This is a genomic window from Flavobacterium rivuli WB 3.3-2 = DSM 21788, from assembly GCF_000378485.1.
Taxonomy (GTDB): Bacteria; Bacteroidota; Bacteroidia; order Flavobacteriales; family Flavobacteriaceae; genus Flavobacterium; species Flavobacterium rivuli.
Map to the genome: position 1 here is coordinate 87727 of NZ_KB899973.1, position 19310 is coordinate 107036.

General features: G+C 43.1%; 17 protein-coding genes. 3 read left to right on the forward strand and 14 right to left on the reverse strand.

Annotated elements, in window-relative coordinates:
• Positions 1-23: 23 nt before the first annotated feature.
• Complete coding sequence (locus F565_RS21845; RefSeq protein WP_154652644.1) at positions 24-2291, forward strand: cellulase family glycosylhydrolase; 2268 nt, start codon at positions 24-26, stop codon at positions 2289-2291.
• Between the two features lie 349 nt (positions 2292-2640).
• On the opposite strand, the gene F565_RS0116505 is transcribed toward F565_RS21845, so the two are convergent.
• The 10 genes from F565_RS0116505 to F565_RS0116565 all read right to left on the reverse strand — a co-directional run bounded on the left by F565_RS0116505 (position 2641) and on the right by F565_RS0116565 (position 10152).
• On the reverse strand, positions 2641-3444 hold the full coding sequence (locus F565_RS0116505; RefSeq protein ID WP_020214349.1) for a PRTRC system ThiF family protein: 804 nt from the start codon (positions 3442-3444) through the stop codon (positions 2641-2643).
• On the reverse strand, positions 3441-4157 hold the full coding sequence (locus F565_RS0116510; protein WP_020214350.1) for a hypothetical protein: 717 nt from the start codon (positions 4155-4157) through the stop codon (positions 3441-3443). Before F565_RS0116510 ends, F565_RS0116505 begins: the two co-directional genes overlap by 4 nt.
• A complete protein-coding gene (locus F565_RS0116515) occupies positions 4154-5242 on the reverse strand; it encodes a hypothetical protein (protein ID WP_020214351.1) in 1089 nt (362 codons plus the stop codon). Before F565_RS0116515 ends, F565_RS0116510 begins: the two co-directional genes overlap by 4 nt.
• A gap of 54 nt (positions 5243-5296) precedes the next feature.
• Positions 5297-5515 (reverse strand): PRTRC system protein C, encoded by a 219-nt coding sequence (locus tag F565_RS0116520; RefSeq protein ID WP_020214352.1) that lies wholly within the window; start codon positions 5513-5515, stop codon positions 5297-5299.
• A gap of 12 nt (positions 5516-5527) precedes the next feature.
• On the reverse strand, positions 5528-6055 hold the full coding sequence (locus tag F565_RS21850) for a hypothetical protein (RefSeq protein ID WP_020214353.1): 528 nt from the start codon (positions 6053-6055) through the stop codon (positions 5528-5530).
• A 17-nt stretch (positions 6056-6072) separates the two neighbouring features.
• Complete coding sequence (locus tag F565_RS21855) at positions 6073-6309, reverse strand: hypothetical protein (protein ID WP_020214354.1); 237 nt, start codon at positions 6307-6309, stop codon at positions 6073-6075.
• 11 nt (positions 6310-6320) lie between these two features.
• A complete protein-coding gene (locus F565_RS0116535) occupies positions 6321-6698 on the reverse strand; it encodes a hypothetical protein (RefSeq protein WP_020214355.1) in 378 nt (125 codons plus the stop codon).
• A gap of 46 nt (positions 6699-6744) precedes the next feature.
• Positions 6745-7785 (reverse strand): DUF932 domain-containing protein, encoded by a 1041-nt coding sequence (locus F565_RS0116540; protein ID WP_020214356.1) that lies wholly within the window; start codon positions 7783-7785, stop codon positions 6745-6747.
• A gap of 25 nt (positions 7786-7810) precedes the next feature.
• A complete protein-coding gene (locus F565_RS0116545) occupies positions 7811-8221 on the reverse strand; it encodes a single-stranded DNA-binding protein (RefSeq protein WP_020214357.1) in 411 nt (136 codons plus the stop codon).
• Positions 8222-9771: 1550 nt separating this feature from the next.
• Positions 9772-10152, reverse strand: a complete 381-nt coding sequence (locus F565_RS0116565) for a hypothetical protein (RefSeq protein ID WP_154652645.1) — start codon at positions 10150-10152, stop codon at positions 9772-9774.
• 252 nt (positions 10153-10404) lie between these two features.
• Here F565_RS0116565 and F565_RS0116570 point away from each other — a divergent pair, with 252 nt between their 5' ends.
• On the forward strand, positions 10405-10701 hold the full coding sequence (locus tag F565_RS0116570; protein WP_020214361.1) for a hypothetical protein: 297 nt from the start codon (positions 10405-10407) through the stop codon (positions 10699-10701).
• A 92-nt stretch (positions 10702-10793) separates the two neighbouring features.
• Here F565_RS0116570 and ligD read toward each other — a convergent pair whose 3' ends face one another.
• Entirely contained in the window at positions 10794-13490 is a 2697-nt protein-coding gene (gene ligD, locus F565_RS0116575) for a DNA ligase D (protein WP_020214362.1), read from the reverse strand.
• Between the two features lie 119 nt (positions 13491-13609).
• Between ligD and F565_RS0116580 the strand changes: the two genes are divergently transcribed.
• Positions 13610-14089, forward strand: a complete 480-nt coding sequence (locus F565_RS0116580; protein WP_020214363.1) for a DUF4385 domain-containing protein — start codon at positions 13610-13612, stop codon at positions 14087-14089.
• 186 nt (positions 14090-14275) lie between these two features.
• Here the strand turns inward: F565_RS0116580 and F565_RS0116585 are convergent, their stop codons facing one another.
• The 3 genes from F565_RS0116585 to F565_RS0116595 form a co-directional block, all read right to left on the reverse strand.
• Positions 14276-17125, reverse strand: coding sequence for a PAS domain-containing protein (locus F565_RS0116585; protein WP_020214364.1), 2850 nt, complete (start codon positions 17123-17125; stop codon positions 14276-14278).
• A gap of 155 nt (positions 17126-17280) precedes the next feature.
• Positions 17281-18381, reverse strand: coding sequence for a sensor histidine kinase (locus tag F565_RS0116590; RefSeq protein WP_154652646.1), 1101 nt, complete (start codon positions 18379-18381; stop codon positions 17281-17283).
• A gap of 124 nt (positions 18382-18505) precedes the next feature.
• A complete protein-coding gene (locus tag F565_RS0116595; RefSeq protein WP_020214366.1) occupies positions 18506-19300 on the reverse strand; it encodes an alpha/beta fold hydrolase in 795 nt (264 codons plus the stop codon).
• Positions 19301-19310: the final 10 nt, after the last annotated feature.

Here is a 19310-nt window from a genome sequence, read left to right on the forward strand (position 1 = left end):
TAGAAACTTAAACAATTATGAAGATGAAATTTATTTTATTAGTCCTTACTTTCCTTGCATACTGCAATGGACTGAATGCGCAGGCAATTACCTCCGCTGATTTCTTAAAAGCTAACGGGACCGTACTTCGAAAAAATTCCGGAACCGGTGCTATTGTCAATCTACGGGGCACGAACCTTGGGTCATGGTTAAGTATGGAATATTGGATGAGCCCTATGGGTACGGGTTCGTTAAACAGGAGCCAGTGGGTAGCTACTGCATCGTCGACTTATTCCGGCACGAATGTACAGGCAGTATTTGACCGTGACCTTACAACGCGTTGGAGTAATGGTTCAGCTCAGGTTAATAATGGATCACAGTATTTCAAAGTTGATTTATCTAAGAATGTCATCTTCAATCGCATATCGTTTGAAGCGGGCAGCTTTACCGGCGACTATCCCAGGGGATATACTGTTGAAGTGTCTGAGAACGGTACGACATGGGAGACCGCTGCAACGGGAACAGGCACAACGGGTAATATCTATATACAGTTGCCAAATATCTATTTCAAGCGATATATAAAGATAACGCAAACGGGTAGTACACCATCTAACTATTGGTCAATCGCAGAATTTAATCTTTACATGGAAGATGACTTTTCGGTCAGGAATTCGCTGATTGACCGTTTCGGGGTTGCCGGTGCGGATACCGTATTGGATTATTACCAGAATAAATGGATTACAACTACTGACCTTGACAATATAAAAAATATGGGAATGAACATGGTTCGTGTCCCATTCTATTGGATGGAAATAATGAACAACGACGGTACCATAAAGAGTAATGGATTTACACAACTGGACTGGGTTGTAGCACAATGCGCATCACGGGGGATGTATGTAATATTAGACCTGCATGGGGCACCCGGGGGTATAAATGGTTTTATAACCAGTGGACAGGCAGTGGTAAATAATTACTGGACGGACAGTACATCACAACAGCGCACCGTCACTCTTTGGAAGGCAGTTGCCAACAGATACAAAACTAACCCTGCCGTGGCGGCCTACGATTTACTTAACGAGCCCCTTAGCAGCAACCAGTCACTATATCCTATACACCAGTTTTATAACTCCCTTTATCAGGAAGTACGTGCCATTGATCCGGATCACACCATATCTATCGGTGCTTTTCCAGCTTTCTCTTTTGTTGTACCCCCAACTACTTATGGATGGACCAATGTGCTATACCAAATACATAATTATAATGAAGATAAATTGAACTACGCTTCTCAAAATGGTTTTATTGATGCTGTATTGTTGGATGTGGCCAATCATCAGCACAATTGGAACGTTCCCGTATTAGCCGGAGAGTTCAACTTTTGGAATTTCCCTGACCTTTGGCAAAAATACCTAAGGGGTTTAAATGCACTGAATGCATCCTGGTCAAACTGGGCATACAAAACAAAACGTGCAGACAGCCCTGTAGAGAATTGGGGCTATTACCAAAACAATGCCAACCCCGCTCCGGACATTCATTATGATTCGCAGGCTGCAATGCAATCAAAGTGGAATTTGTTCACCACATCAAATTTTCAGGCAAATACAACACTGATTAACCTGGTTTCGGCGTTCACTACAGTTGCAACTTCACAGCCACCTGTGGGCAGGATCATCTGGCTTAAAGGTAACAACGACCGCTATGTAAGTTCAGAAGGAAACAACAACCCTATGACATGCACCCGAACTTCATATGGAGGATGGGAACTTTTTTTAATTGTCGATGCGGGCGATGGCAAAATCGCGCTTAGAGGATCTAATAACCTTTTTGTAAGTTCGGAAAATGGTACAAGTCCCATGATGTGCAACAAAGCCACAATTGGGAATTATGAAAAGTTCTCATTTATAAATATTGGCGATTGGAAAGTCGCATTGCGGGGTTATAATGGAAAATATGTGAGTTCGGAGAATGGAAGCAATCCTATGATGTGCAACAAGGATGAAATAGCTGTATGGGAATCGTTTGCATGGGGAGATGGTCCCGGCATGGGGGCCAGGAAAGCAAATCCATTTACTAATCAAGCTGATGCTGAAATTGTAATCTTTCCTAATCCCTCCTCGGATAGTATTACCCTTAAAACCGGATTGAATAATTTCCGTGTAGAAATTTACGATTCCAGAGGCCGGCAAGTTGCAACAATAGAAAACGCACAAGACGGCACCGCATTCAATATAAAAGACCTCCAAAAAGGCACCTACTTTATGAAAGTTACGGGATCAGGTAAAGAAGTTCACAAAAAACTGATTGTAAATTGACATGTCCATTAGTAGTACAAAAGATTAGTTAGTTAAATTGGGTTGAGTCTAATTTGTTTAGATGAAAAAAGCGGCGATGTTTTTACAGAGCCGCTTTTTGAGATTATGCCTGAGGCAATTTGCCTCTATAAATAGCGCTGCTCCCTGTTGTCCTTTACAAAGCTTACCGAATCCGGCTGTCACTTGATATTCTGCAAAGATTGTGTGTCCTAAAAAATAGGCTTTGCCTGTAAGGTAAAGACAAAAAAGGCCGCCCCTACGGTGACAGCTATGTGCAGCGTAGAGGCGGTACCGCTTAGAACGCCCCGCAAATCCTGACGCAGGAAGCTTGTTGCGGGGCGGCGGGCGTTTAGCCGACCGTTATAGGCATTGACCTGAAGTCCGCAAGGTTCAGGAAGAACCCCCTATAGGAGGTCATGCCATTACGGAACAGGTTCCACAGCAGGGAACCGCCTAAATCAGCTAAGGCAGGATTGATGAATAAATCCTGCTTTTCCAGTGCCTCCGCCAATGAGCAGCTCGGCTCGTTACTATCGAACTGCATCTCCAGTTGCTCCCTGAATTCCTCCGTAACGGCAGGCAGGTAGTTTACTGTCCTGTAGATTTTCGATTCTGGCTGCTGTATTGCCGCGATGGTAGATAGGATGACCTGCCCTGTTTTTTTGGCATTCCCCATATCCATCCAATACATTCCCCTGTCACGCTCTGCAAAAAAACTTCCGCTATTGTCGTGCAATGCTGCGGCAATATCGAGCCGCGCGGCAACCGTGTCAACACAGGTAATATAGATATTTGCCCTGCCCCTGTTAGGAAATTGCCTGAGCAATTCCCTGTTGAATGGCTTTGCAACCGCTTTCCAGTTTGTGCCAAAAAAACGGTTGACACGGTTAACCAGTGCCACCGACTTATGCAAGCCCACCTCGCTGTCGGCAAAAAGCTGCCTCCCTTTATTGGCGGGGGTCACGGTGTCGGCATCATATAGGGTAACCTGCAAGCCTGCATGCCCTAAGGAAACAAGGCTGTAGTTCATTTTAGAAAGTGCGGTCAGCACATGGCTGCCTGTACCCCCTGCACCGATAAGGTTAACTGTTATCGGGTTGGTGGGGTTTATCAGGTAGTTGTCTGCGTAATGCATAGCGGTTTGCGGTTTCATGATAAAAGTTTTTTTAGGGTTATTCCATTTTTTACAAGAGCGGAAATAGGAAATTCTTCTCCTAACCCGACAAGGCTTTGCCATAACTGTATAACATTCCCCTGCACAGGGCTTTTCCCACCGAGCAGGTGGCTGAAATAGCTGTTAAAAAAGTAGCTTTCCCAAAGCTGCATGAACTCCTGTAAGAGGCAGTCGGGCTGTATATCAACGGATACCGTCCCCATGCATACCCTGCCATCATCGTATATATTGAAAAAAGGCGCACGGTATAGTGGTGTTTGCTCCTCTATGGCTTCCACGCTCTGCAAAGCAAAAATATACAGGTCTTTCTTTGAGCCTTTCCACAGCAATGGCGGTATTGCGGCCTTACCATTGGGTATGCCCAGTTTGTCTATAAAAAACAATGGAACTTCCATGGCAGGGGTATACCAGATTGCATAACCGTCATGGTCAGGGTTGATATACAACATATTTTTAGGGAGCAACCCTGAGGATTTGAGGAAATTGCGCCTGAGTTCATCGGAGGTATCCAGTGCATTTGCCAGGGCTGAACTTTCTGACAGGCTTAGCGGGTGGGCATTAACAGCATAGCCGTTAGCGTCCATATCATAGCTTTCTACATAGGTACTCCCCTGCGGGTCATTTTTTTGGAATACAACAAGTGCTTTTACAGGGGTGTATATAGAACCAAAGTTTTGGGTTATATTTTTCATGGCAGATTATTTAAGATGGTACATAAATCATTTATCAGGGGAAACAGCCTGTATTCAAAATCCAAGCCTTGCGGGTCGGGTGCGCTTTCTTTGTCAAATAGTTGGGTAAGGGTCGGGATTTGCATTTCCCCGCATTCGTTAAACTCGTCATTGACCATCTGTGCAATCTGGTCGTAAAGGACGCCGTTCGTACGCGCCACAAAGGAGATGTACTGTTCTGCTGCAATACTGTCCTCGCCTTCTTCAAATTCCTGATTTCCTATATTTTTAAAAATACTGCGCTCAGGGTATTCCTCCATCAGGGCAAAGGTTCTTTTCGCAAGGCTGAGGCATTCGTATTCCGTAGCCGTTGCGGGGGTATAGGCTGCTATGCGCCTTTGAAAATCCGTGAGATGGTAAGGGTTGTATATTTTGCGGTGCATGATGTCCCCATAATGTTTTGCCTCCCGTAGTTCCTTAAATACGGTATCGGTGTGCCTATCTTCATATCCTTCCATATCTTCATCAAACCAACCCTCCATACATTCATAATTGTAATAGATAAAGCAATATTCATCCCTGTAAAAGGGTACACCAACGCTACGGTACAGGTAGCAGCAAACCGACAGTAATAAATCTGCGGCCTGCCTGTGTTTCCTTTCCTGTACCAATTCATAAAGCGGCAACATGGGAATATAGTACAGGGTTGTCCCTGTGGGGTACTGGCCAGAGGTCATAAGTTTCACTTTACCACTGTCTTTTACAATGGACACTTCGGTTTCCTGACCTGATGCGGTAAGCTGTTTCTCCACCTGATGGTGCGCATACAGGATATTTGCAGGGTATGGCTTATCTTTAATCCCTGTAACCTCAAAACCGTACAGCCCTGTCAGGAGTTCAAGGGACTCAAAGAACGCTGTTTCTGCTTGTCCCCTTTTGGGCACTTTGCCCACGCTTTCATATAGAGGCAGGAATTGCTGCCTTAAAAAACCATCGGCAGGAGTTGCACCGGCACCGATGTTGCCCGCTGCTTTTTCACTTCCTGCGCATCGGGCAGCCTGTCCATCCCCTTTGCGAAGTCCCCTATTTTTTGGTATAGTCTGCATAGCTTTTTATCATTTGGCAGTAATGTACTGCGGTTCTCTTTTGTTTTCATGGTGTTATCCTTTTGTACCGATTTGGGTAACAAAGGTGTACTGCACGGCATCATTGCTAATCACTGGCCCCTGTATGTTGGCGGTGGTCAGGATGGGGTAAGTCTGTGCGTAAAAGTTCAGCACCGCCTCGGGGCTGAACGATGGCGATGGGTCGGCAAGCTGTATTACGTGCTCTTTTTCCTTAAAGGAAAAGACTCTTTGGAGTTGTGTGGCTACTAACATTGTTATACGGTTTTAAATGGTACTAAACAGGCCGTTATCAAATTGCGCGGATAGTGCTGCCTTGCGGGCGCGGATGTCCTCGGCATGTTCAGGGAATTCCTGTGCGGAGGGTACTTTCATCCATGCGTCCCTGAATTTCCCCTGTGCTTCCAGTTCATCGGCTTTCTGCATGGCTGCTGCATATTTATCCAGTACCTCCGCTTTGGGCTTATCGGCCTTACTGCTTTTGCTTTTCTCGCCCTGCGCTACCTGTTTGGCTTTTTCCTGCTGTTTTTGGTACTGCCCCATGCTGTTTATTATATCAACAGTGGTTCCCATTGCGGTAGTAATATCTGCAAAAAAGCAGGCATCTATTTTTTCAGGGGGCGCAGTAAATACCAGTGGCGGAATCACTTTGGCTGCCTTATCCCCGCATGCCGCGTCTTTATACAGCACAGAAACCACAATGCTTCCCGATGCTGTTTGTTTTACCGCCAGTACCCACTCCACATCGGGGGCAAGATTGATAGCGGTCAGGTATTTAAAAAAATTAGTTTCCATAATCGTATGTTTTAGTATTACAAATTGATGAGCAGGAACAGGCCTATGCCTATAAGGGCGAACCCTATTCCTTTAAAAAGCCATTCCATAAAAAGTACAACCACTGCTTTTGCGTAGCTGCTGAATTGCGGCAACCCACCGATACCCCTGCGGTTGAACCGCCTTTTGCCGATGCAATATTGAATAGCTATCCCTAAAAAGAGGAACAGGTAACCCCAAAAAAAGGGTGGTATTTTAATGCTTAACGTTTCCATGATTTCAGGTTTTAGATGCCGAAGAGCAGTTCTACGGCGAGTGCAAATTTTCGGTTTTGAAGTTTCCTTGTGGGGGCATAGGTTATAAGGCAGTACCCTGTGTACACCCTTTTCAGCCCTGTGAATAGCTGCTCGGCAAAGAGTTTGTCACTGTTATGCATTGCAGCGCCGTGCTCCCTGATTAGCTGTTGCGCCTCTTTAAGCAGCATTTCCTGCAAGGCATCGTTGATGATATTAAATTCCCAACCTTTCAGCCGTTGCGGGACTTCCTGCTGTATTGCGGTTAGCATGCCGTCCATCGTATCCAGGAGGGCGGGTATCTCCTCGGGAAACCACCTGTGCAGTATCCTTGCTTTGCCGATAAGGCTTGTATATTCTAAAGCTGCCATAACGTGTAGTATTTAGGGATGGGGAGGTTGTACCCACCCCTGTTATTTAATTGTGCCAAAGTATGTCCGCCCCATTCTTCGCAAAGCCGCTGCAAAGGTTAAAGGCAGTTTGCGCACGCTGTTGCCCTGTGCCCCCTAAAAGCAGGGAGGTAAGTTTTGCCTCATCGTCTTTGTAGCTGCGTACATTTTGAAAGTAGCCTGTCACGCTGTTGTATGCCCCGAACAACGTCCCTTTTGTGGTTTCCATTTGTTGGGTGGGGTCAGCCATCGCATATTCAAAGGCACTATCCACCATATTGGTAAAGCAGGTGGAAAGTTCCCCGTCATTACCCTGTTGCAGGTTTTTCAATGCTGTAGCATTAGGTGCAAGGGCAAGTTCAATGAGCCTTCTAACCTCTTTGTCCGAAATCCGCGTTTTCGCCCACCCGTTAAAGATGGCTTCCATCTGTACCGATAAGGTGTCGGTTATCCCCATTACCTTATGCGCCAGTTCCAAACGTTCTTTGGCGTTCGCGGTATGGCGTATGCGCACCGTACCCGTTTTATTGTTCAGGGCAGCATTAAGGGTGTTGGTGCAGACAATCCGTATAGGCGTAAAGGCTGCGGTTATGCTTCCCGTACCATCGTGTGCGGTGGTCAGGAACAGGTATTTCTCAACCATGTCCTCTTTGCCCACACGGATGTAGTCGGGCAGTTTGGCGGTTATGAATAGGCGCTCCCCTTTACCCAATGCCCCTGCGGTTTCGTATAGGATGCCCTCGCCACCACCTACGATACTATCGAAAAAGGAAAACGCATCCCTGTTCTGTACAATGTGGTAGTCGCTGCCCACCTTATCGCCTAATATGGCCTCGTTATCGGTGCGGTAGGTGTAGAAGCTGCTTTTTGAGGTAATGCTCAACCCGCTTGGCAGGTTATGTATGTTAGGGCGTTTATCGACGGTAAAGTCAAGCCCTGCGAATTTAATAGCCTCGTTGCTTGTCGGGTACTCCTGTATTATTTGCCCTAAGTTGTGCCACGGTTTTTCCTTTACGCTGAAAAAACTGTGGAGGCCTGTCTGCTCGTTATAATTGATATTGTGTGCCATGATTTCTATATTTTATGATTGTTAATTAAAATGGCAGGTCGTCGTGCTCCCCGTTGTTATTCCCCTCCTCCTGTCCCCTTTCAGGGCTTTGCGCCTGTTGCGCCTCGCTGTGCTGCTCCCCGCTTTTGGCATACGCAATCACGTTAAGGTTGTTGGTGTGGAATGTGAGGCTGCCTTTAGCCTCACCCTGTGCATTATTGTACACATTGACCCCGATACGCCCCGATACCTGCACCACTGCCCCTTTACGCAGCACCTTTGCCGTGTTGGTATTGAGCCAGTAGGCACAATTGATATAGGTTGTTAGCTGTTTTACTTCGCTGCTGCCTTTTGGCTTGTAGCTGTCGTTTATGGCAATGCTGAAATTGACCACCTCGCTGCCTGAGTTAAGTACATTAACTGCTGCATCTTCTGTTACACGTCCTGTGATTTCCATGACTAAAAAAATTTTAAGTGTTATTACCTTTTAAATTTTCTTTATCATCGTCTGACACCCTTAAAAAACACAAAAGTTTTTCAAAAGAAAAAACGAAAAAAAAGAAAGCCAGCTAAAACGGCGGGGGCAGCCGGAAGCCAAAAGGAAACGGAATAATTGGAGGGGACCCTTTGGGGAGGCAGCCGTTTATGCCGTAGTCTTTTGGATTCAACCGAGGGTGCCCTTGCCATAACTTAGCTGCCTTTTTGATCGTTTCGCCTTGAAAAAAATTCATAGCAAAACTTCACACTCAACACTATTACGTGTCGTTCAGGAAAGGCATTAACGCATCAGGGATTGCAAATGAAATCCTTTTCCAAAAGAAAAGATTGGCGTGGAAAGCCCGGCCGCTGCTCCGGAAAGTCGCCCCATTTACACCTTCTAAGATCATGATGATCTCTTTCTGCTATACTACTGCCGTTATCTTAAATATTTTTAAGACCGGCACCTGTACACCCAATTACGATCGCTATTATATTTCTTAAAAAAATGTCAAAATATTTTATCATTTCAACTTTTTTTAGAATTTTTAGGCTTAAAAAAGTACTACGTTGGATCGGGAATTGCTAAATATTGCTCAGTATGAATGTAGCTTAAAAGTAACACGGATTTTACAGGAGAGGACGCGTATAAAAGAATATCAACTGTATAAATTAGATGTGGGCCTTCGTCGGATTGAAGAAGAATTTCAGGCCTTTAAGGAAGAATTTATATTGAAATTCGGATTAAATGACGACCAGAAAGCGCTATGCGCCCTGCATAAAATCTGTTTGGTAAATGCTAAAGATTGTATAACGAAATTAATGTGTTTCACCCAATCACGACCGATTCTCAAATAGTTAATCAACGAAGTGACGTTAGTGTGTAAGGGAATCACATCCCGCCGGCATGATCTTGCGACTCTTGCATAACCTGTGATACGCTTTTCCTTAGCTAAAACGGTAGGAGTACGTCGCTATTATAGGCCCGGACTGTGGAGTCGTTACCATTAGAGAATGAACTGTCGGTAGTAGAATAATTTGGTGGATATCAGTAGCTTTGACGTAATGAATGTCCCAGGTCTTCGTTCACAATTAGTGATAGCCACTTAGCCCCTGTCATTTATGAAGTAGGTTCTTACAACCAATCCCCTATTTAGAAATGGGTTATGAATCAAAAGGATGCTTGTGGGGATCTGCCGCGTCCGGAGCACTGTATCCCCTAAATGAATCGAAAGCCATACCATAGATATGGTATTTTTGAAAACCGGTGATTTTTTTTTCCTTAATAGATAGCTTCATTATAGCGTATTAAAAAATGCAGCCACTTAAAATCCTTATCAAAGCGCATCGCTATATCTGATAATTAAGCAAATAAAAGCTAACAGACACGCAGCGGCGATAGCATAAAACACGTTTTTAATCTCTTGATTTCTTTTGACTTTGGAATGGATATCAGATGGATTATATTTAAACATAACTTTTTTTTATTTCAATGCAATTTCCGGGTCTTAATCTACCAACGAAATCTCTCTATGCCACCATATCGAAACTGATAATGTTTTGATATGTATTTGACGTAGCATCCAGGTGCTGTTCCAATCGCTTTAGTACTACTTCTCCCAATGTTACTGCAGCCAGGCAACGCTCATAAATGGCATCGCGGTCTGCGAATGCCAAGATATCCAGGTTAAGCCGTATTTCCACAACGGAACTGCAATGGTAAGGCCCTTTGAGGTACGACAAACTATTGAGCGGCTTATAGTTGCCCTCCCAATTAAAATCGGCAAGAATAAACTCACGTCCTGTCATTTTCTCAACAACTGTTTTTCTAATACAATTATTTTCATCAATCTGAGCTGGAGTTAAACCTAATTCCTTTTCATCTACAAACGTCACCATGTAGGCATCCATATCATTTATTTTAAACAATTTACGTAATTTATATACCATCAGATGGATAGCAGTTCATAATCATTTCACAAATATTGCGTCCTGATGACAGCCATTATCCGCCTTTCAGTACAGTCTGACCTGATAGATTTTAATGAACGCGTATATACCTTACTACACTGGATAGCTTAACTATTAGCAAAAAATTAACTCTTGTTATGAAATCCTGCTTCCTGTTACTTGCGTAAATTACTATGAATATTTAAATCTTAAATGATGAAAGACTATACCATGCTTGCGATGGAACTTTTTAAAATTAAAAGACACATAATTATTACCCTTTATCAAACATTTAAGGATAAGGCAGATCCAAGTGAATTTAACACTATGAAAATTCAGTTACGAAAAGATCTCGATGTATTAAAAAACGAAATTTTTGATACAACTCAACTTTCTGACATTGATAAAAAAGAGCTTAAAAAAATAGATCACCGGATCTCAGTAAAAGTATTAGGGCTCAAAAAAGAAGTGGATAAAATAAATGTGCGTCAGTGCTCCCTGCACTATTAGAAGCAGCAGGGCCGGCAACGAGAACAATTTCCAGCTTATCATGATAATTATATATACAAGAGTTCACAGAAACTGCCATCAATCAATAGCCTTTAATAAAAAACGCGCTGCGCTTTAGTGAGTGCCTCTTCCATATCTATACCTGCTGCAAGTGTGCCTTTAAAAAGGTCGCCCTCACTTTTAATCCTTGCCATGGCATTTTCAATAGTAAAATCCTTCATTTTTAATCCTTTCTTTACCTCATCCCAATGCAATGGCATCGAAACGGTTGCACCTACCTTAGGGCGCAGCGAGTACGCACAGGCTATAGTCGCACCGGGCCTGTTCTGTAAAAAGTCAAGATACATTTTCCCATCCCTGTCTTTTATTTTTCTCTCCAGCGATGTAAAATCCGGTAGCGTATCATGTACGATAGTTACCAATAGCTTTGCAAACATTTGCGACTGGTCATAGCTGTACTTAGCCCCAAGGGGTATATAAATGTGTATACCCGTAGACCCTGATGTTTTCACATAGCTTATAACGTCAATGGCATCCAACACCTTCTTTACCTCCTGTGCCGCCTGTATTACCTGTTCAAATGTAGTGGTGTCTGACGGGTCAAGGTCAAGCACGCAATAATCCGGATTATCAGGATGCTCTGTACGGCTGAACCAGGGGTTCATTTCAATGCAGCCCAAGGATGCCATCCATAGTAACGTGGCCTCATCGTTACCTACCAGAAATTCCTTATCCTCCCCATCACTGGTGTGGTAGGGAAAAGTCTTCGTCCATTCAGGGGCCTTGCCTTTTACATCCTTCTGGTAAAAACTTTTGGCGTGGATGCCACCCGGAAAGCGGTTCAATGACAACGGGCGGTCTTTTAAGTAAGGCAATATAAATTCAGCCACCTGATAGTAGTAATTAAACATATCGCGCTTGGTATAGCCGTCTTCCGGCCAGTATAGTTTGCTAAGGTTACTGAACTTTAGTTCATGCCCGTTAACTTTCTTAACCTGGGTTTCTTCGCTTGGATTTAAAAGGGTTTGATTACCTGCGCGTTTTGGTGCGGAAACTAATTTAGATTTGGCAACTTCCGCATCCTTTGGTGCTGCCTGGGCCACCTCCTTACTATCAGTTGCAGTTTCCCGTACTACATCGCCGGCTTTTTTGTCGGACCGCATCCCTTCAAAAGAAGGATGCCTGAAGACACCATCGGAAGTTACTTCGGCAAAACTAACCTCGCAAACCAGTTCCGGCTTTAGCCACGTTGCTTTCGCTTTAGGAGGGTTTGGACGGAATCGGGAAGGCTTATTCACATCGGGCTCTGATGAAAAGGGAATGGTATCTATGATGAGTGGTTTGAACTGCTCCATCATTTCCTTCTGCTTTTTTGCATTGAAACCTGTACCTACTTTTCCTACGTATTCCAGTTTCCCTTTTTCATACACGCCAAGGAGTAGTGAGCTGAAGGTCTTCGAAGAGCCTTCATTTTTAGTAAAGCCACCAATAACCACTTCCTGCCGTTGGTTCACCTTTACTTTCAGCCATTCTTTGGAACGCGCATCCGGATGGTAGGTGCTCGATGATTTTTTAGCCATAATACCTTCAAGCTGCATTTTCTTTGCTGCTTCAAAGAATTCCAGCCCGCTTGCGGTAAAAACCTGGCTCAGGCGCACATGGTCGTCATTGGTAGGTAGTATTTCCTTAAGAATTGCTTGTCTTTCCGACAGCGGCAGCCCAGTAGTATCTTTCCCTTCATACCAAAGCAGGTCAAATGCATAATACACGAGGTCACCATCGGCTTCACTGCGCCAGTTCTGTAAAGCGCCGAAGTTGGCCTTACCGTCTTTCCCTATCACCAGGATCTCCCCATCCAGTACTGCATTGATGGTCCAGTCGCTCATGGTATTAACCAACGGGTAGTATTTTTCAGTAAATGATTTATTGTTTCGTGAAGAGAGTTCCACCGTTCCTTTATTGACGTAGGCAATCGATCTGTAGCCATCCCATTTCACTTCAAAGGTCCATTCCGGGTCATCAAAAGGTTCGTTTACCAAAGTAGCCAGCATGGGTTTTATTTTTTCGGGTACCTTGCTGCGTTTTGCGTTTTTCAACAGCGTATCGGCATCTGCAATTTTATCTTCCTGTATAGCCATTTCCTTTTTTACAACTTTCTTTTTAAGCTTTTCCTGCTCGGGCTCAACAAGCTTTTGCCCGTATATAGTAGTGCTTGTCGCAGCCACCTGTTCCAGGGTTTTATTTGAAATAACGGACTTGTCCTTTTTAGTGACGTCATCGGTAGTGGCATACTTGTCGTCAAGCTTCATGAGCAGCCAGCCATTATCACCACGGCCGTGTGCTTTAATAAGGGCAAATTCCCCTTTCAGCTTTTTACCTTTCATGGTGAACTTAATCTTGCCGCTGTGCAGCCCGTGAAGTAGTGCCTTTTCCTGTGCCTGTTTATCTTTAGCATCCGATTCCAGTGGCTCATACGTACCCTCATCCCATACGATCACGGTTCCCCCGCCGTATTCTCCTTGTGGGATAATACCTTCGAAGGTGCGGTAGTCATAAGGGTGGTCTTCTACCATCATGGCAAGGCGTTTAACATCGGGATCTAAGGAAGGTCCTTTGGGTACCGCCCAGCTTTTTAGTACGCCTTCCATCTCCAGGCGGAAATCGTAATGCAGGTGGGACGCTGCGTGTTTTTGGATGACAAAGCGGAGGTTGCTTTCTGTACTCTTGCCACCGAAGGGTTCCGGCGTTTTGGAAGCGTCACGTTTATCTTTGTATTTATCTAAAGCCATGATTTTTACTATTTTTATAGAATATCAAAACATACAGTACTTAAAGTTAGGTTATTAACGATTAGGTATTGAACCAATTATCATAACTTTAGCTATAGAATCAACGCGACTTACTATATATGGATAAGCCTACTTACCTCAATTTCGACAATGATGCCTATGCATGGAAGCCTGATATTGATTACAGGCAACACCCGGAACTATACCGTGTCGGTAAGGGTGAACAGGGGGTACTGATCTGCCAGCCTTACAAAAAGGAGATTGGTATGTACTGGCGCTTTAAAAATGAAGAGATTGCAAAGGTGAGTAGTGAAAAGATATATCATCTTTTCTTAGAATATGTAAGCCAGGGTGATTTTGTAGGTGCTGATATGGCCAGGAAATATTTACAGATGGGATTTACGCGCGCAAGGCGCTATGCCAATTATAAGGGTGGCAAAAAATATGATAAAGAAAATAACTACGAACAGTTGGAAAAGGGAACCGGCGGACAAGAGAAAGCACTCGCCGCCGCTATATTCTTTAAGAAATGGAAAGATGCTGAGGCAAATGTTGCCTATACCGATTTAAAACAAGCGTGGAAACAAAAGTATGGCTGATACAATAGCCCAAGGCTGCTTTCGCAAACTTAAAATACGCTGAAGCAAACTCAGAAGCTTTCAGCGTTTTTATAATGGATTGACAATCTTATTGCATTGGAGTGCTTAACTCAACTTAGAAATTATTCCCATATGAACGATCTAAAGCATTAGTAAAAATGTTGGTGGAAGTATTTATAGCTATATTTAATATGGTAAAATTATTATGAAAACTGCACCCGCTCCCGGTTCTGAAGCCGCCATTATTTCACCTCCATGGTTATGTACTATTTTTTGACAAATAGACAATCCTATCCCTGTACCTTCGAATTCATTTTTAGCATGCAGGCGCTGGAAAATTTTAAAGATTCGCTCAGCATGCTGTTTGTCAAAACCAATTCCATTATCTGAAACCTCTATTTTGTAATATTTTTTTTGAAGTGATAATTGTGTGTAGTTATTTAAGTCCGCATTTTTTAGTTTTGAAGATGAAATCTTTATAACAGGGCGTATGTGTTTGTGGGAATATTTTAGAGCGTTCGATACCAAGTTGCTGAAGAGCTGTAGCATCTGCGATGGTATGGCCTTGATCACAGGTAAGTCCGAATACTCAATTACCGCTTGCTTTTGACTGATCTGTAATTCGTTCTCATTTTCCACTTCGCGCAGCACGGCCTGCAAATCTACGCTGGTAAGAAGCCCTGCATTTCTGGAAACAATGGACAGTGCCAGCACATCGCGAATAAGTATCTCCATCCGCCCCGTAGAGCTTTTTATTTTATCAATATATATCCTGGATTTTCCATTAATTGTGCTGAGGTTATCTTCAAGCTTACCGACAAAGGTATTGATTTTACGGACCGGTTCCTGGAGATCGTGTGAAGCTATGTAGGCAAACTGTTCCAGCTCGTTATTAGAACGCTGAAGGCTGATATTGGAAGCGGCAAGTTCTTTTGTTCTTTCTGTAACCGCCTTTTCTATTTCTTTACGCATCTGGACCTGATGTGTCATCTCAATAGCTATGATCATTACTTTGCTGATGTCACTGTTACTGTCCAGAAGCGGTACATATTCAAAAGTTATGAAAATACTTTCTTCGGCGTCATTCCTCAAGATTTTTATTTGCTGTTCTTCAGTTATATGTTTTACGCCGGATTTCAATAAAATATCGAGTTCCCGTTCAAAAATTTGCGCCATGTCACCGAATAGCATCCAGTCCGGCTTACCAATAAGTTGTTCACCCTTTATCCCTAATATTTGTAAAAAACGGTCGTTTACTTCCTCAATTTTAACCGGTGCATTACTCACAACGCAAATACCTACCGGCGCGGCATTAATTAAATCGCGTAATTCTTTTTCTTTGGCTTCAATGCCCTCTTTTGCAATCACATAATCCGTCACGTCAACACTTACATCAATAATAGCGTAGACATTGCCTTCCTCATTAAATAAAGGCGAAAATGTAACATTGAAATATTTCTCTTCCAGTTTTCCATCTTTCAGCACCTGTAATTTTGCGCTGTCCGCCTGGAACATTTCTCCGGTTGTAAAAACATTATCAAGCAGATCTAAAAATGGTTGCTGCTCCAGTTCGGGCATCAGGGCTTTAAGGGATTTACCCTCGATATCATTTCCACGGCCTATAGTATCTCTAAAGGCCCGGTTCGGGCTTTCTATAATCAGTTCGCGCCCGACAAACATGCCTATCGCGGGTGGTGCCGACTGGATTAAGGTACGTAGTTTCCCCTCATTTTCTTCGACCCGTTTTCGTATCAGTACCTGTTCTGTCACGTCTACCGCCATATCCATAATACCATAAACTTCTCCATTTTCGTTAAACAGCGGTTTATATGTAAAATTAAAATAATAGGTACTAAGGATTCCATTTACTTCAAGTTCGGCCGGGGCGGCGGTATCCGAGTATTCAATACCGGTTGTAAAGACCTTGTCAAGAATATCTAAAAATGGCTGCCCTCTTAGTTCCGGCACACCATTCTCAAGTGTTTGGCCAATTACCGAGCGATCCTTACCCCAAACGCCAAGCATTAGCTCGTTAGCGATTTCGATGGTTAATTCCCTTCCGGTAAAAAGGCAGGTTGCCACCGGAGCCTCTTCTATCAGCGCCCTGAAACGTGCTTCGCTCTGCCGCAGTGAAATTTCCGTTTGTTTACTTTTTGTCACATCTGTCGCATGTACAATAACACCCACCACCTGACCTTCGGTATTTTTATGTGGTGTATATACAATATCCAGCCAACGCGGCACACCTATGCGTGAGGGTGCAAAAAGTTCGTATCGCTCCTGCACGCCACTATAGGCAACATCCAGGCGCGGCCCCACTTTTTCATAAGCGGCTTCACCTAAAAACTCACAGACCGTTTTTCCAATGGCATCAGTTGGCCCCACTCCAAACCACGAACGGAAAACCTGGTTATAAGACAGGTACCGCTGCTCATTATCGATATAAAATATCATGGCAGGAACTGTATCCCTTAAAAGCTGAAGGTGCATCTCACTCTCATCCAGTTCATATTGGGTCCGGCTTTTTATTTCATTATCCTGATGGTTTTTTGAAAATTTTTCAAACCAACTTACCAATACTCCACTTATAGCCTGGTTTTCTCCGTAGATGGGGCTGTAATTAGCGCTCCATGCAGCATCCGGGCCATTTAATGTATAAATTTCCTGAAAGTGACGATTCTCGTCAATTACTTCGCCGTACGTTTTTATCTGTTGTATTAGTGGTTTGATCAAGTCCCAGTCACTTCCCCACAGTGCCTCGGCGGATTTACCCATAACCGCTTCAGCGTTACTTGATATTGAAGATATTGATCTATAGGCATCATTAAATATGCAGGTGTTTTCTTCTCCCCATAGTACTACCATAGGTTGGATAGAATTTAAGACAATGCTTAGGGATGTTTGCAGGCTTTGCGGCCAGGCAGAAGGGATGCCCAGCAACGTTTTTGACCAATCATGTTCACGGGTAATTTTGCCCATCGTTCCCCCACCTTTAAAAAAAGGGTATTCCTCTGTTGTATTACTTCCGTCGATCACAATAGGCGCTGATTATAAGCCTCAAATTTAAGATAATTTGTTTTAGCTTACAATTGGGCAATGTCATATTTATAAATGAATGATATCATGTGACTGATTTTCACCTTTTTTAGGGTAACTTAAGTTATCTAAAACCTAAAATTACATACTGCTTACTATTGCTTCGAAATTACGGGTAGCAGGATCGTAAAGATTGTACCAACCCCTTCTTCTGAATCAACTGTAATGCTGCCGTTGTGGCGTTGCATTATCTTTTTGCAATACGCTAATCCAATACCGATAGCCTTTTCCTGAACATGTGCTTTCCTGAAAATCTCAAACACTTTAGTGCCCTCTTGCCGAAAGCCAGAGCCATTATCCTCAAATGTGATTCTCGCAAAGTCCTCATATAAATACTGTCCAGATGCCTTCAAAGTATTTTGAGCGATTATTTCGGCATCAATTTTAATTAGAAGTTGTTGTTTAGGCTTCGCAAATTTTATTGAATTCGATAATAGTTCCAAAAACAGATGCCGTATAAGTGTACTGTCGGCTTTAAAGTTCAGGTGCTTATTTATTATTATGTCATACCCCCTCTGTTGATCAGTTACATCAATTTGTTTTTCAGCGGACTTAACTACGTCAAATAGGTTTATTTCGGAATAAGTAAGCTTTTTTGTCTCAAGGCTATTATAGCGTTCTAAGCCTTCGAGCAATGATCGGGATTTATCAATAAGGCCGGTAATTTTTTCTAAATTATTTTTTGCGGCAGTATCAATCGTATCCTCATAATCTGCCATAATCTTGTGGCTGAAAAAACTAATTTTTCTCAGGGGTTCCTGAAGGTCGTGCGATAATATTTTATTGATCTGTGTAATCTGCTGATTTCGGTCGGCAAGCTCCTCTACCTGTCTCGATAATTGCCTTTGGTTATCCAGTAACGTATTACGCATTTCACTAAGTTCAGCATTCTCCAGTAAGGCACTCTCAGCGGCGTTTTTTGCCTCTAATATTTCTTTTTCAAATTTATTTCGGTTGGATATTTTCATGCCCCCAAAATTCATTTCGAATGATTCTCCTTTATTTGCAAGGTTTACATTTAAGAGTACCGGAAAATCGTTCCCATTGCTGGTTTTAAAAGAAAGGAAAACTTCCTCTGCAAAGCCCTGCATCTTTATCATTGGAAAAAAATGCGTCTGGAAAAAAATCCGGCTGCCCACGGTGAGCAGGTCTTCAAATTTCATTAATGCAACAACATCCTCCCGTTGGTATTCCAAATCTTTTAATAATGCCGAATTTATCTTCGTAATGAACCCACTCTCGGAAAAGGAGAATAAATAGCAAGGATAAGCGTCATAATCGCTATCAGGGAAATCTATATGATTCTTTTTCGCTTCGATACTATGCTGAGATATAATTATGGATTATTGATATTGTTTCGGCCGGGTGGCTAAGATGCGGGCAGTGGCCTGTAGCTTCCATTTTAACAAAAGTGCTAAACGGAATGTTATGTGCAACATAATGGCCTACTTCATCAGGCGCTATTGCATCTTCAGAACACTGCATGATCAGACTTGGTACCTTTAGCTTTTTGAGATCATCCCTGTTATCTGAGAAAAAAGTGACCCTTGCAAACTTACGGTTGATGTCAGGATCCGTAGCGCAAAAACTCTCTTCAAGTTCTTGAGCCAGTTCAGGCTGGTCACTGTTTTTCATAACAACGGGTGCAAGGAAGCTTGCCCACCCAATATAATTATAATCCATGACTTCAAAAAGCCCTTCGAGATCGCCATTAGAAAATCCGCCATAATATTCATCATCATTAACATATTTTGCTGAAGGCCCGATCATTATCAGGGATTTGAACAAATACATTCTTTGAATAGACGCTAGCGCACCAATCATACAACTTACAGAATGACCTATGAATATAATCTGATTAAGTTCAAGAGCGTCGCATAGTTCTATAATATCCTGAGCATAACCATGAAGGCTGCTATAACGATTCGGGTTATATGCCTCCATATCAGAATTTCCGCAGCCTACATAATCGAATGTCACAATTTTAAACTGCGCTTCAAAAGCCGGAGTAATAAAACGCCACATATTTTGGTCGCACCCGAAACCGTGTGCGAATAAAAGTGTCTGGCTACCCTTTCCAAAAGACCTCACATTATTGCGCTGCAATACATCCATAGCATTTATT